Genomic DNA, 13,959 nt, shown 5'->3' with positions numbered 1-13,959 from the left:
ACATGACCAACAACGATATTCTGCGCCGCCTGCGCTATGCCCTCAGCATCAGCAACGACCAGATGGTCGAGATCTTCGCCAAGGGCAATCTGGCCATCACCCACGCCCAGCTCCACGGCTGGCTGATGAAGGAGGCGGAAGAGGGCGAGGCACAGGAAGCGGGCTTCGCCGCCTGCCCGGACTCGGCCCTGAGCCAGTTTCTCGACGGCTTCATCGCCCTGCGCCGCGGCGTGCGGGAGGATGCGCCGCCCCAGGTGATCCCGAACCGGATCAACAACAACCTGATCCTGCGCAAGCTGCGCATCGGCCTCAACTACAAGGAAGAGGACATGCTGGGCACCCTCAAGCTCGCGAACTTCAACCTCTCCAAGTCCGAGCTGAGCGCCCTGTTCCGCGCCAGGGATCACAAGCACTATCAGGATTGCGGGGATCAGATCCTGCGCAACTTCCTCATCGGCCTGACCGCCAAGTACAGGTCCGAGCCGTGATCACCGCCCCTGGCAAGGCGCGAGGCTGAGCCATGAGCCGGCGCGGCAGGCCGTTGCCCCCCCGTCAACCGGCAGGCGGCGGGGCGTGCCGGCCCCCTGCCGGCCTGCGCTGGCTCTGGTCACTCCCCCTCATCCTGCTGCTCGGCGCCTGCCAGCCCGCCCCCTACCGCCTCGATACCCGGCATGCCAGCGCCAGCCAGAATGGCCGCATCGCCTTCCTGATCCTGCACTACACGGATGAGGACGACACCCGCTCCCTGCGCCTCCTGACCGAACCCGAGCACAAGGTGAGCGCCCACTATCTGGTGCCGCGCGATACCGATCAGAGTCCGCTGCCCGTCTACCAGCTGGTGCCCGACAGCCAGCGCGCCTGGCATGCCGGTCGCAGCCGCTGGCATCAGTATGCGGGGCTCAACGCCAGCTCCCTGGGCATAGAGATAGTGAATCTCGGGTATGACGAGACAGAAGCGGCCCTGCCCGCCCACCTGAGACGCTGGCAGCCCTATACCCCGGCCCAGATCGCCGCCGTCGGCGCCCTGGCCCGTGAACTGGTCCGGCGTTACGACATACCGCCGACCCAGGTGCTGGCCCACAGCGACGTCGCCCCCGAGCGCAAGCAGGATCCCGGTCCCCACTTCCCCTGGCGCACGCTAGCCCTGGAGTACGGGGTCGGCGCCTGGCCCGACGAGGCCAGGGTGGCCGAGCTGCGCCAGACGCCACTCCCCGCCTGGGATGCCCTGCAATGGCAGCAGCAGTTGGCCCGCTACGGCTATGGCATAGCGCCGAGCGGCGAGTGGGACGAGCAGAGCCGCGCCGCGATGCGCGCCTTCCAGCTCCATTTCCGCCCGGCCCTGATCACCGGAGAGTCGGATGCCGAGTGCCAGGCCATCCTGATGGCGTTGCTGGAGCGCTACTTCCCCGAGCAATAGGCAAGGGCCTGCGGTCTTCGCAGATATGGGGATGCTGGGTACCAACCCCTCTCCTGAGCGACCTAGCAGGGCCGGACTGCCCCCTGCACACCAAAGACGACGAGGGACGCCACGGCGTCCCTCGTTGGTTGTCATCGGCAACAGGGCTGAAGTCAGATCCCCTGACGGGCTTCCTGCATCAGCAGGCGCATGTCGCTGACCGCCTTGGCCAGGCCGTCGAAGGCGGCGCGACCTATGATGGCGTGGCCGATGTTGAGCTCATAGAGCTCGGGGATGGCGGCGATGGCCTTGACGTTGTGGTAGTGCAGGCCGTGGCCGGCATTGACCTTTAGCCCCTTGCCGGCAGCATAGGAGGCCCCGGCGGCGATGCGCTTGAACTCGGCGTTACGCTCGGCATCCGTGGTGGCATCGGCGTAGCGGCCGGTGTGGATCTCGATGAAGGGGGCGCCGCTCTCCGCAGCCGCGTCGATCTGGATGGGGTCGGCATCGATGAAGAGCGACACCTGGGCACCGACGGCGGCGAGGCGGGTCACCGCATCGGTCACCTTGTCCAGCTGGCCGGCCACGTCCAGGCCCCCCTCGGTGGTCACCTCGGTACGCTTCTCCGGCACCAGGCAGACGAAGTGGGGCTTGATGCGGCAGGCGATACCTATCATCTCCTCGGTCACCGCCATCTCCAGGTTCATCCTGGTCTGGATGGTCTGGCGCAGGATCTCCACGTCCCGGTCTGTGATGTGGCGGCGATCTTCCCGCAGGTGCACAGTGATGCCATCGGCCCCGGCCTGCTCGGCCACGAAGGCGGCCTGCACCGGATCCGGGTACTGGGTGCCGCGGGCATTGCGCAGGGTGGCGATATGGTCGATGTTCACGCCCAGGTAGATCTCGCTCATTGCTTAACTCCTTGAAAATACTTCTGTTAACTGTGCGGCTGCCGCCCTGGCGCCAGCCTCGATATCCGTATGTCAGCCTTGCGTGGCTCTGCGTTTTAAAAACAGCTCCCGGCTCTTCAACTGCCGCTTTCCCAGATAGGGCTGCAGTGCCAGCCGGCTGAATCGCTTGGCCGCCTGCAACAGGGGGGGCGTGTCGAAACGCCCCTCGGCGAAGGCCAGCAGGTGGGCGCCGAGGAACAGGGTACGGGGATCCGGCGCCCGCTCGCAAGCGACAAAGCCGAGCTCCCGCTCGAAGCCGTACAGCAGTTCGGGCTGGATCGGCGACTCATCGTCGGCGGCATATTCAAAGTCCACCGCATAACCCAGCGCCTGCAGCAGCAGAAACTCGAAGCGGCGCAGCGGCAGCTCCGGGGTCTCGCCATCCGCCAGGGCCATAATGGCGCGGGCATAGGCGTCGAACACCTCGGGGAAGGGGGTATGCGCTTCCAGCAGGTAGTAGACCAGCTCGTTGAGATAGAGGCCGTAGAAGAGGCGATCGCCGCCGAGACGCAGGGAGTGATCCGGGCACTCCACCTGGGTGAGGTTCTTGAGATCCCCTTTGCCGCGCCAGGCGATGGTGAGCAGGGTGAAGGGCTGCAACAGCCCCTTCAGAGAGGAGCGTGGCCCGCGGGAACCGCGAGCCACCAGGGTGAATCGGCCGCTATCCTGGGTGAAGACCTCGACCAGCTGGCTGGTCTCCCGATAGGGCCGACTGTGGATGACGAAAGCCGGGGTCAGCAATCAGTCATCACCATACCCGAGGCTGCGCAGGGCGCGCTCGTCGTCGGCCCAGCCGGACTTGACCTTGACCCAGAGCTCCAGGTGCACCTTGTTCTGGAACAGTCGCTCCATGTCGAGGCGCGCCTCGGTGCCTATGGTCTTGATCTTCTCGCCCTTGTTGCCGATGACCATCTTCTTCTGGCCGTCGCGCTCCACCAGGATCAGGCCATGGATATGGTAGAGGCCGTTCTCCTCGACCTTGAAGCGTTCGATCTCCACCGTCACCGAGTAGGGCAGCTCCTCACCGGTGAAGCGCATCAGCTTCTCGCGGATGATCTCGGAGGCCATGAAGCGGGAGGAGCGGTCGGTCACGTAGTCTTCCGGGAAGAAGTGCACGTTCTCCGGCAGCAGATCCTTGGCCCACTCGCGGATCTTCTCCACGTTGGTGCCCTTCTCGGCGCTGATGGGCAGGATGTGGGAGAAGGCCATCTGCTGGCCCAGCCACTCCAGGTGGGGCAGCAGGTCTTCCTTTTCCTTGACGTTGTCGATCTTGTTGACCGCCAGCACCACGGGGCACTTGAGGTGGCGCAACTTGCCCAGCACCATCTCGTCGTCCTTGGTCCAGTGGGTGCCGTCCACCACGAACACCACCATGGCCACGTCCCCCAGGGAACTGGTGGCGGCGCGGTTCATCAGGCGGTTGATGGCCCGCTTCTCCTCGATGTGCAGACCCGGGGTGTCCACGTAGATGGTCTGGTAGTTCTCCTCGGTGTCGATCCCCAGGATCCGGTGACGGGTGGTCTGGGGCTTCTTCGAGGTGATACTGACCTTCTGACCGAGCAGCTTGTTCAGCAGGGTGGACTTGCCCACGTTGGGGCGGCCGACGATGGCAACAAAGCCGCAGTAGGTGCTATCTGTATCCGTCATGACAATCTTTCCAATGCTGGTTGTGTCGAAAGACCGCGGCCTCTTGCATTCATAGCAGTCATGACAGCCTTTCCAATGCTTGCTGCGCGGCGGCCTGTTCGGCCTTGCGGCGGCTGGTGCCGACCCCGACCAGGGGACCATCCAGACCATCCACTTCGCACTGGACGGTGAACTCCTGGTTGTGGGCTTCGCCCTTGACGTTGGTCACCGTGTAGGTCGGCAGGGATTTGCGGCTGCCCTGCAGGATCTCCTGCAACCGGGTCTTGGGATCCTTCTGCTCGATGCCGGGCTTGATCTCCTCCAGGCGGCTGGCGTACCAGCCGAGCAGGAGGCTGCGCACCCGTTCCAGGTCCGTATCCAGATAGATGGCGCCGATCACCGCCTCGACCGTGTCGGCCAGGATCGACTCGCGGCGAAAACCGCCGCTCTTGAGCTCGCCCGGCCCCAGGATCAGGTGATCCCCGAGGTCGAACTCCCGGCCCAGTTCGGCCAGCGTCTTCTCGCGCACCAGGGTGGCGCGCATCCGGCTGAGATCCCCCTCCGCCGCCTGCGGGAAGCGGTGGAAGAGATCGTCGGCAATCACCAGGCTCAGGATGGAGTCTCCCAGGAATTCCAGGCGCTCGTTGTGGCGGGAGCCGGCGCTGCGATGGGTCAGTGCCCGGGTCAGCAGCTCAGGTTCCTGAAAGACATGCCCGAGACGGGACTGCAGTCTGTTCATCTTGATATTCATTTACTTGATTCCGCCAATGCGGTTGAAGCGCACACCGGTCGGCACCCAGCTCGGCAAGCTGGAGCCTTCCTCGCGCTCGAATTCGAAACTGATCCAGATGGCGACGGCCTTGCCCACCAGGTTCTGCTCGGGCACGAAGCCCCAGAAACGGCTGTCGGTGCTGTTGTCGCGGTTGTCGCCCATCACGAAGTAGTGGCCTTCCGGCACCACCCACTCATCCGGGTAGGTACCGGGCTGGCGATAGTAGCGATCCACCAGGTCCGGCATAAGCGGGTTGCGAAGGGTCTCGTGAGAAACCTCGCCCAGCTGCTCGGTGTAGCGATCCAGCGGGATCCCCATCTGGCTGAATTCGCCACGCTGCTCGAACTTGACGTCCAGCTTCTCGAAGCCCGGGCAGGTTTTCCCTGCCTGTTCATCGCGGCTCTCTTCCACACAGCGCGGCCGGATCATCAGCTCCTTGTTGCGGTAGATGACCCTATCTCCCGGCATGCCGACCACCCGCTTGATGTAGTCCACCCGGGTATCCAGCGGATACTTGAACACCACCACGTCGCCGCGCTTGGGCTCGCCGGTCTCGAGGAACTTGGTGTTGGTCACCGGGTCCTTGAGACCGTAGGCGAACTTCTCCACCAGGATGAAGTCGCCCACCAGCAGGGTGGGCATCATGGAGCCGGACGGGATCTGGAACGGCTCGAAGATGAAGGAGCGCAGGATCAGCACCAGGGCGATGACAGGAAAGACCCCGCCGGTCTGTTCGATCCAGACCGGCATGGGGGCCACCTTGGCCAGGGTCTTCTCGTCCACGCCCGGGCCGGCGCTGGCACGGGCGGCCGCGATCTTGGCCGCCCGCTGCTTGGCCCAGACCAGCTTGTCGACGGTCCAGATGATGCCGGTCAGTACGGTGACGACGACGAGGATCAGGGAAAAGGTGCTTGCCATCGATTAGTCCTTTCCGACATGGAGGATCGCGAGGAAGGCTTCCTGCGGCACGTCGACACGGCCGAGGGACTTCATCCGCTTCTTGCCTTCTTTCTGCTTGTTCAGCAGCTTCTTCTTACGGCTCACGTCGCCACCGTAGCACTTGGCGGTCACGTCCTTGCGCAGGGCCTTGACCGTGCTGCGGGCGATGATCTGGTTGCCGATGGCGGCCTGGATGGCGATGTCGAACATCTGGCGCGGGATCAGCTCGCGCATCTTCTCCACCACCTGGCGACCGCGATACTGGGCGTTCTCCTTGTGGGTGATGATGGCCAGGGCGTCGACCCGCTCGCCGTTGATCATGATGTCGAGACGCACCATGTCGGAAGTCTCGAAGCGCTTGAAGCCGTAGTCCAGGGAGGCATAGCCGCGGCTGGTGGACTTCAGGCGGTCGAAGAAGTCGAGCACCACTTCCGCCATGGGGATCTCGTAGGTCAGCGCCACCTGGTTGCCGTGGTAGACCATGTTGGTCTGCACGCCGCGCTTCTCGATGCACAGGGTGATGACGTTGCCCATGTACTCCTGCGGCAGCAGGATGTGACACTCGGCGATGGGCTCGCGCATCTCCTTGATGCTGTTGATGGCGGGCATCTGGGCCGGGCTGTCGATGTGGATGGTGGTGCCGTCGGTCTGCTCTATCTCGTAGACCACGGTCGGCGCCGTGGTGATCAGATCCAGATCGTACTCACGCTCCAGACGCTCCTGGATGATCTCCATGTGCAGCATGCCGAGGAAGCCGCAGCGGAAGCCGAAGCCCAGGGCGGTGGAGCTCTCCGGCTCGTAGAACAGGGAGGCGTCGTTGAGGGAGAGCTTCTCCAGCGCATCGCGGAACGCTTCATAGTCATCGCTGGAGATGGGGAACAGGCCAGCGTAGACCTGAGGCTTGACCTTCTTGAAGCCCGCCAGCGGCTTGTCGGCGCCGTGCTTGGCCAGGGTCAGGGTATCGCCCACCGGGGCGCCATGGATGTCCTTGATGCCGCAGACCACCCAACCCACCTCGCCACAGCCCAGGCCGTCGGTATCCACCTGCTTGGGCGTGAAAATGCCGATGCGATCCACACCCCAGGTCTGGCCGGTGCTCATCACCTTGATCTTGTCGTTCTTCTTGAGGGAACCGTTCTTGATCCGTACGAGCGACACGACCCCCAGGTAGGAGTCGAACCAGGAGTCGATGATCAGCGCCTGCAACGGCGCATCGGGGTCCCCCTCCGGGGCCGGGATACGGGCGACGATCTCTTCGAGTACCAGGTCCACCCCCAGGCCCGTCTTGGCGGAGCAGCGCACCGCGTCGATCGCGTCGATGCCGACGATATCCTCGATCTCCTCGGCCACCCGCTCGGGCTCGGCGGCCGGCAGGTCGATCTTGTTCAGCACCGGCACCACTTCCAGATCCATTTCCATGGCGGTGTAGCAGTTGGCCAGAGTCTGTGCCTCAACCCCCTGACCGGCATCCACCACCAGCAGAGCCCCTTCACAGGCAGCCAGGGAGCGAGAAACCTCGTAGGAGAAATCCACGTGGCCCGGGGTGTCGATAAAGTTCAGCTGATAGGTGTTACCGTCTTGTGCCTGGTAGTTCAGGGTCACACTCTGTGCCTTGATGGTAATGCCGCGCTCGCGCTCCAGATCCATGGAGTCCAGCACCTGGGCCTGCATCTCGCGGTCGGACAGGCCGCCGCAAGTCTGGATCAGACGGTCCGACAGGGTCGACTTACCGTGGTCGATGTGCGCAATAATCGAAAAGTTACGAATGTGTTTCATCGAGCAAGAATCACTCAAAATTAAGTTAGGGTCGGATATGAGGGCAGGATTTTACTGGATAACCCGGTCGACGGCCAATCTTTAGTCGGCGGGCACCAGAAATAGCGCCTTGTCTGGCGGGCTTCCGGCACCAAGGTGGCGGCGCCAGCGCCAGCAGAGGATCCCGCCCCTCAGGAGAGATGGCGGGTCTTGAGCACCACGCCGAGCATGCGGGGGCCATATTCCCCCTGCTCGAGCCGGTCGGAAAAGTAACGAACCAGTAAAAATCCGACTGTGCCGCCCAGCAGGCAGCTGAGGATGGTGACCCCTTCCCCCGCCGACAAGAGCGGTGCCAGCCAGAGCTGGCCGATCAGGGCGCCGAGCAGCAAACAAAAGAGTGGCAGCACGTAGACCAGGGCGGCCCCGCGCAGGATGCTGGCCTGGGGGATGCCGAGACGGATCTGCTGGCCCACAGCCACTTCGCCGGTGAGGGCGACCCGCAATCGCTGCGCCTTCATGGGAAAAGCCTTGGCGACGGTCCCGGTGCCGCAGCTGGACTGCTGATGGCAACCGCTGCAGGCGGAGCGGCGCTCGCACTCCACCCAGGCATAGGGCCCCTCGATGGCGACCACGGTCGCCAGCTCTTCGCTCATGTTACTCACCAGGTGACTCCAGACGGGTGGCAATGGGTTTACCCGATCTCAGCACGCCAGCCCGGGTTCGGCAAGTGTCGCACTCACGCCTCACTGCACCACCTCGTTGCGGGTCAGGGGCTGCACCGACTCGGCGATGCGTTTGGCGGTCTCGGCAGGCACCTCGCCGACCACTGTGATCTCCACGCCGACCTCGTTGACATAGCTCACCAGCGAGGTGGCGCCCTGACGGATCAGTTGCTGGCGCACCGCCTGCTTGGGGTCGACCCGGGCGACGTAGACGGAGAGATCCACCAGACCGTCCGAGAGCATCATGTAATCCACCGGCAGGCTGGTACTGACCAGCTGGTGCCTGTCCTGGGAGAGCACCTTGAACCCATCCGGCAGCCAGGTCAGGTGCCAGTTGAGGGTCTGCTGGGGCGTGGGATAGGCATCTTCCAGCGCCAGCGCCTCGGGCAGCTGGCTCTTGGCCAGGGTCACCAGCCAGGGTGCCGGGGCAGACTGCTTGTCCAGATCCACTCCCAGCACCTGCTCCACCAGGTTGCCTTCCCGATCCACCATGTCCACCCTAAGCAGCAGATGGCTCTGTTCGTCGATCCAGAGCACGAAACCGTACTTGTCTGCCTCCTTGGGCACCAGCCTGACGACCTGGGCCACCAGACCCGCCACCCGGCTGCGTCCGGCCAGCACGGGGTCATAGCTCTCCAGCACCCGGGGCAGCGGCATCTTCACCAGGCTCGACCAGACCCCGGGGAAACGAGCCCCCTTGAGGGTGTAGGGCTCGTGGGTGTTCTCGAAGAAGGTGTACTCGTTCTGGCGCTGCAGGTACTCCACCGCCTTGCCATCGAGATAGCTGAGGTGGGCCACCTCCTTGCCATCGATCACGCCGTGGCTGAAACGGATGGGCTCGAGCCGACCCTGCCGGGCCTTGACCATGGACAATTCGAAGTTCTGTTGCGAAACGGCACTCTGCATCTGCTGCAACAAGGCCTCGGCCGACAGATCGTCGGCCGAGGCCTTGGCACAAGTCAACAGGAGAGAGGCCAGCAGAATGAGGCTGGACTGGCGCACGATCTGATCCCTAAAAATGCGTTATTCCTGAATCTGCTTGTCTTGCAGCAGACGTTGTTGCAATTGATGGTCGCGCAGGAAGGCATTGATCCGCTCGCGCTGTTCCTGCATCTGCTGCTCGCTCAAGCCTTGCTGACGCACGCCGGCCCGGCTGCCGTCCTGGGGGTAGTGCACGCTCACCGGGGCTGCGCTACCGCCGACCGGAATGGTGTTGAGCACCGGGTTGCTGGGGACACCATCCTGGCCCTGATACTGCTGCACCCCGAAGATGACGGCGGCAGCCACGGAGGCGGCAATGGCATACTGTCCCATTTGCTGACCGAACCGGCGAACCAGGGGCACCACCTTGCCAGCCGTCTTCACCGCAGGTGCGGCGGGCTGGGCCGGCTTGGGCGCCAATATGGCCGGTTCGTCTTCCAGCGCCAGCATGATGCTGTCGCTGAGATCCAGTTGCAGATTGACCGGCAGGTCTCCCCGCATGGCATCACCGATCAGATGGTAACGCGCCCAGGTATCTTGCAGAGCGGGATCCGTTCCCAGCTCTTTCAGAACCTCTATCTCGCTGAGGTCACCATCCATCAGGGCTGAAAGTTGCTCTTTATTTGCCATAAGTTTGCCTGTCTTTCCCCAGTTAATGCTCGATCAGAGGTTGCAACCTTTTATCGATTGCTTCCCTCGCCCGGAAGATGCGGGATCTCACCGTACCCACAGGGCAATCCATGATCTCCGCAATCTCCTCGTAGCTCAGCCCTTCCATTTCGCGAAGGGTGATCGCCGTTCTCAAATCTTCGGGCAGGGCTTCTATGGCGGTAAACACGGTGCGCTTGATCTCGTCGGTCAGCGCCAGGTTTTCCGGGGTGGCCACCTCTTGCAGGGCTTCACCACCACCATAGTATTCAGCCTCATCCGCTTCGACATCACTGCTGGGCGGTCTGCGCCCCTGTGACGTCAGGTAATTTTTGGCCGTGTTGACGGCGATCCGGTACAACCAGGTGTAAAACGCGCTCTCGCCACGGAATGTCGGCAGCGCACGATAAGCCTTGATGAAGGCCTCTTGCGCCACATCCGGTACATCGCCCGGATTGTTGACATACCTGGCCACCAAGTTGACCACCTTGTGCTGGTATTTGCGTACCAACAGGTTGAATGCATTCTTATCGCCACGCTGGACCCGTTCAACCAGCTGTTCGTCCAGTAGATTCTGGTCGCTCATCAGAGCCGTAAAACCCCCATCAGGTTATCGTTCTTCTTTTCCGGCCCCTTCTAAGCGCACAAGTTCAGACAGGAGGAATCAGAGAAAGTTCGCTTGCATTGAAAAAAATGTGATGCGGGCTGCACCACAGCCCCCCCTTGGGCTACCATGGGGCCAGTTCTTAATCCAGGCCAATGATACTTATGAAAGCAAGTGTTGAATACCTTTGCGACGTACTGATCATTGGCAGCGGTGCCGCCGGTCTGTCCCTCGCGTTGCGATTGGCAGACCAGGCCAAAGTCCTGGTTCTGAGCAAGGGGCCCATCAGTGAGGGGGCCACTCTCTATGCGCAAGGAGGCATCGCTGCCGTGTTCGACGAGACCGACAGCATCGAATCCCACGTGAGCGACACGCTCAACGCCGGAGCCGGGTTGTGCGACCCGGCGGTGGTGGAGTTCACCGCCCGCAATGCCCGCGACTCCATCCAGTGGCTGATCCAGCAGGGAGTGCCCTTCGATCAGGAGGAGGATGCCGAGGGGGAGTCCCACTACCACCTGACCCGGGAAGGGGGCCACAGCCATCGCCGCATCTTCCACGCGGCCGATGCCACCGGCAAGGCGGTGCAGCTCACCCTGATCGATCAGGTGCGCGCTCATCCCAACATCCAGCTGATGGAGCGCTTCAACGCGGTCGACCTCATCACCACCCGCAAGCTGGGGCTGCCGGGCAACAAGGTGCTGGGCGCCTATGTCTGGAATCGCAACGTCGAGCAGGTCGAGGTGATCCGCGCCCGCTTCGTGGCGCTGGCCACCGGCGGCGCCTCCAAGGTGTACCAGTACACCTCCAACCCGGACGTGAGCTCGGGTGACGGCATCGCCATGGCATGGCGCGCCGGCTGCCGGGTGGCGAACCTGGAGTTCAACCAGTTCCACCCCACCAGCCTGTTCCACCCGGATGACCCCAACTTCCTGCTGACCGAGGCCCTGCGCGGCGAGGGCGCCTATCTGCGCCGCCCCGACGGCAGCCGCTTTATGCCGGATTTTGATCCCCGAGCGGAGCTGGCGCCCCGCGACATAGTCGCCCGTGCCATCGACCACGAGATGAAGCGCCTGGGCGCCGACTGCATGTATTTGGACATCAGCCACAAGCCGGCGGACTTCATCATCAAGCATTTCCCGACCATCCACGAGCGCTGCCTCGCGGTCGGTATCGACATCACCAGGGAGGCCATGCCCATAGTCCCGGCGGCGCACTACACCTGTGGCGGCGTGATGATCGACAACAACGGCCAGACCGACATCCCGGGTCTCTACGCCATCGGCGAGGTGACCTACACCGGGCTGCACGGCGCCAATCGCATGGCTTCCAACTCCCTGCTCGAATGCGTGGTCTATGCCCACCAGGCGGGGGCCGACATCCTGGCCAAGCTTCCCACCAGCGTGGCCCCCCCCAGCCTGCCGGCCTGGGACGAGAGCCAGGTGGACGACTCCGACGAGCAGGTGGTGATCCAGCACAACTGGCACGAGCTGCGGCTGATGATGTGGGACTACGTGGGCATAGTGCGTACCAACAAGCGCCTGGCCCGGGCCAAGCGTCGCATCGACCTGCTCAAGCAGGAGGTGCAGGAGTACTACGCGAACTTCCGCGTCTCCAACAACCTGCTGGAGCTGCGCAACCTGTTGCAGGTGGCCGAGCTGATCGTCAACTGCGCCCTGCAGCGCAAGGAGTCCCGGGGTCTGCACTACAACCTGGACTATCCGGACATGCAGCCCAATCCCAAGCCGACGGTGCTGACACCGGAGCGGGACTGACCTCCAGGCTTTTCCTCCATGACCCCGCTTCGGCGGGGTCATTCATTGGGTGCCAGGGTAGGAGCTCAACGAGGAGCGGCGAGATGGATGGCGCGGGCCAGGGTACGGTAGTGCTCGGGCGCCAGCGCATCGGAGCAGAGCCAGAGGTGACGGACCGGCCCCCGCTCAGGCGACAGCCTCAACCAGAGCACCCCTGGCAGGATGCGGCTGCCGGGATCCACCCGATGGCGCGCCCCTTGCCACGTCAGCCACTCCCCATCCCAGACGAGGGGCTCGCCCGCCACAACCCGGCGTACCGCGAGCCAGAGGCCCAGCCCCCAGCAGGGAAGAAACAGCCCCCACTGCCAGCCCTGGATCAGGCGGGCCGTGGGCCAGAGCAGCAACAGAAACAAGGTGCACAGCAGCAGGCGCTGCCGGCGGGAGGCGGTGACGGGCATCACCACCCGCATCGGGGGAACCGGGCTGGCCATGGGTCAGGCCGCGGGTCGGGAACCAGGCTCAGCGCAGGCGATCGTGGCGGGCCTGGTTGCGCTCGAGGATGAGGGGGATCATGGCGGCAAAGGCGGCATCGTCCGGCACGCCGTGCCCCATGCACCAGCGGAACAGCTCGGGATCCTCGCACTCCAGCAGGCGGATGAAGGTCTGCTGCTCGGCCTCGCCGAGGCCGTCGAACTCGTGCTCAAAGAAGGGCATAAAGATCACATCCAGCTCGAGCATGCCGCGGCGGCAGGCCCACTTCAGGCGGGACTTCTCACTTGGGGTCAACATGGAACTCTCCTTACAAAGACCCGGGAATGGTAGCAGCTGGATTTTCCGGCTGACAAACATTCCTTACGTCTTTACCATGCAGGTCACATACTTTCTGTCTCTGGAATCCCATCGTGAGCCTGCCGACCCCTCTTCTTCCTGCCGAGCCGACCCTGTTCTCCCTGACCGATCTGGCCGTCACCCGCTTCACGGGCCCGGATCGCGCCAAGTATCTGCAGGGCCAGGTCACCTGTGACGTCAACGCCCTGCTGCCAGGCCAGAGCAGCCTCGGCGGCCACTGCGATCCCAAGGGCAAGCTGTGGAGCGATTTTCACCTGCTCTGTCTGGAAGAGAGCCTGCTGATGCTGACCAAACCCTCGGTACTGGCACGCCAGTTGCCGGAACTCAAGAAGTTTGCGGTGTTCGCCAAGGTCGAGATCGGCGAGTTCCAGGGCGAAGTGGTCGGGCTGGCCGGCCAGGGCACGGATGCCTGGATCTCGGCGCAATACGGCCTTCGGGAAACCGGCCTGGTCGACGGCGGCATGGCGGTGCGGGTGGAGGCGGATCGCTGGCTGCTGGCGAGCGAATCGCCCCTGGCCCTGAAGCTGCCGGTCGGCGACGAAGCGCTCTGGTGGGGGCTGGAGATCAAGGCCGGTCTCCCCCATCTGGAGGCGGTCCATCAGGGGGAGTACATTCCCCAGATGCTGAATCTGCAGGCTCTGGAGGGCATCAGCTTCACCAAGGGCTGCTACATGGGGCAGGAGACGGTGGCCCGCGCCAAGTATCGCGGCGCCAACAACCGCGCCCTCTTCGTGCTGGCGGGCAGCGTCGGCGGCCCGGTTGCCAGCGGCGATGCCCTGGAGATCCAGCTCGGTGACAACTGGCGCCGCAGCGGTCTGGTGCTCAACGCCTGGCAGCAGCAGGGTCAGGTGTGGCTCACCGCCGTGCTGCCGAAAGACACCGAGGCCGACGCCCGCTTCCGCCTCAAACAGGAGGAAGGTTCCAGCCTGACACTGCAGCCCCTCCCCTACCCGCTTGCCGACTGAC

Annotated in this window: 16 protein-coding genes; 4 read left to right on the top strand and 12 right to left on the bottom strand. The window is 63.8% G+C overall.

Going from position 1 to position 13,959, the window contains the following annotated elements; genetic code table 11:
* The first annotated feature begins 2 nt into the window (after window positions 1-2).
* Both AB5Y72_RS18790 and AB5Y72_RS18785 read left to right on the top strand, forming a co-directional pair.
* Window positions 3-488 (top strand): DUF1456 family protein, encoded by a 486-nt coding sequence (locus tag AB5Y72_RS18790; RefSeq protein WP_042077205.1) that lies wholly within the window; start codon window positions 3-5, stop codon window positions 486-488.
* 32 nt (window positions 489-520) lie between these two features.
* Complete coding sequence (locus tag AB5Y72_RS18785; protein WP_368199418.1) at window positions 521-1,417, top strand: N-acetylmuramoyl-L-alanine amidase; 897 nt, start codon at window positions 521-523, stop codon at window positions 1,415-1,417.
* A 152-nt stretch (window positions 1,418-1,569) separates the two neighbouring features.
* Here the strand turns inward: AB5Y72_RS18785 and pdxJ are convergent, their stop codons facing one another.
* The 10 genes from pdxJ to rpoE all read right to left on the bottom strand — a co-directional run bounded on the left by pdxJ (window position 1,570) and on the right by rpoE (window position 10,375).
* Complete coding sequence (pdxJ, locus tag AB5Y72_RS18780; RefSeq protein WP_042077208.1) at window positions 1,570-2,307, bottom strand: pyridoxine 5'-phosphate synthase; 738 nt, start codon at window positions 2,305-2,307, stop codon at window positions 1,570-1,572.
* A gap of 72 nt (window positions 2,308-2,379) precedes the next feature.
* On the bottom strand, window positions 2,380-3,087 hold the full coding sequence (gene recO / locus AB5Y72_RS18775; protein ID WP_318162624.1) for a DNA repair protein RecO: 708 nt from the start codon (window positions 3,085-3,087) through the stop codon (window positions 2,380-2,382).
* Window positions 3,088-3,993, bottom strand: coding sequence for a GTPase Era (gene era / locus AB5Y72_RS18770; RefSeq protein ID WP_209794061.1), 906 nt, complete (start codon window positions 3,991-3,993; stop codon window positions 3,088-3,090). It lies immediately after the preceding gene.
* Between the two features lie 58 nt (window positions 3,994-4,051).
* Window positions 4,052-4,723 carry a ribonuclease III gene (rnc, locus tag AB5Y72_RS18765; RefSeq protein WP_042077212.1) on the bottom strand — a complete coding sequence of 224 codons (672 nt, stop codon included), beginning with the start codon at window positions 4,721-4,723 and terminating at the stop codon, window positions 4,052-4,054.
* Window positions 4,724-5,662, bottom strand: coding sequence for a signal peptidase I (lepB, locus tag AB5Y72_RS18760; RefSeq protein ID WP_219143523.1), 939 nt, complete (start codon window positions 5,660-5,662; stop codon window positions 4,724-4,726).
* A 3-nt stretch (window positions 5,663-5,665) separates the two neighbouring features.
* Window positions 5,666-7,459 carry a translation elongation factor 4 gene (gene lepA, locus AB5Y72_RS18755; RefSeq protein ID WP_042077214.1) on the bottom strand — a complete coding sequence of 598 codons (1,794 nt, stop codon included), beginning with the start codon at window positions 7,457-7,459 and terminating at the stop codon, window positions 5,666-5,668.
* Between the two features lie 170 nt (window positions 7,460-7,629).
* Window positions 7,630-8,091, bottom strand: a complete 462-nt coding sequence (locus AB5Y72_RS18750) for a SoxR reducing system RseC family protein (protein WP_209794120.1) — start codon at window positions 8,089-8,091, stop codon at window positions 7,630-7,632.
* A 90-nt stretch (window positions 8,092-8,181) separates the two neighbouring features.
* Window positions 8,182-9,162: a MucB/RseB C-terminal domain-containing protein gene (locus tag AB5Y72_RS18745; protein ID WP_325782886.1), complete on the bottom strand. Its 981-nt coding sequence runs from the start codon at window positions 9,160-9,162 to the stop codon at window positions 8,182-8,184.
* A 21-nt stretch (window positions 9,163-9,183) separates the two neighbouring features.
* Entirely contained in the window at window positions 9,184-9,771 is a 588-nt protein-coding gene (locus tag AB5Y72_RS18740) for a sigma-E factor negative regulatory protein (RefSeq protein ID WP_042077217.1), read from the bottom strand.
* Window positions 9,772-9,793: 22 nt separating this feature from the next.
* Entirely contained in the window at window positions 9,794-10,375 is a 582-nt protein-coding gene (rpoE, locus tag AB5Y72_RS18735; protein WP_042077219.1) for an RNA polymerase sigma factor RpoE, read from the bottom strand.
* Between the two features lie 182 nt (window positions 10,376-10,557).
* Here rpoE and nadB point away from each other — a divergent pair, with 182 nt between their 5' ends.
* The gene (gene nadB, locus AB5Y72_RS18730; protein WP_219143522.1) at window positions 10,558-12,165 is read left to right on the top strand and encodes an L-aspartate oxidase; all 1,608 of its coding nucleotides are present in this window, start codon (window positions 10,558-10,560) and stop codon (window positions 12,163-12,165) included.
* A 65-nt stretch (window positions 12,166-12,230) separates the two neighbouring features.
* Here nadB and AB5Y72_RS18725 read toward each other — a convergent pair whose 3' ends face one another.
* On the bottom strand, window positions 12,231-12,602 hold the full coding sequence (locus tag AB5Y72_RS18725; RefSeq protein ID WP_219144296.1) for a protein YgfX: 372 nt from the start codon (window positions 12,600-12,602) through the stop codon (window positions 12,231-12,233).
* Window positions 12,603-12,663: 61 nt separating this feature from the next.
* The gene (locus AB5Y72_RS18720; protein WP_042077223.1) at window positions 12,664-12,933 is read right to left on the bottom strand and encodes a succinate dehydrogenase assembly factor 2; all 270 of its coding nucleotides are present in this window, start codon (window positions 12,931-12,933) and stop codon (window positions 12,664-12,666) included.
* A 113-nt stretch (window positions 12,934-13,046) separates the two neighbouring features.
* On the opposite strand from AB5Y72_RS18720, the gene ygfZ reads away from it, so the two are divergent.
* Window positions 13,047-13,958: a tRNA-modifying protein YgfZ gene (gene ygfZ, locus AB5Y72_RS18715; RefSeq protein WP_318162622.1), complete on the top strand. Its 912-nt coding sequence runs from the start codon at window positions 13,047-13,049 to the stop codon at window positions 13,956-13,958.
* Window position 13,959 lies beyond the last annotated feature (1 nt).

This window comes from Aeromonas sp. R7-4, from assembly GCF_040908055.1.
GTDB lineage: Bacteria > Pseudomonadota > Gammaproteobacteria > Enterobacterales > Aeromonadaceae > Aeromonas > Aeromonas sanarellii.
The sequence above is the reverse complement of the archived record's forward strand: the minus strand, read 5'-3'. Positions and strand labels throughout refer to the sequence as shown.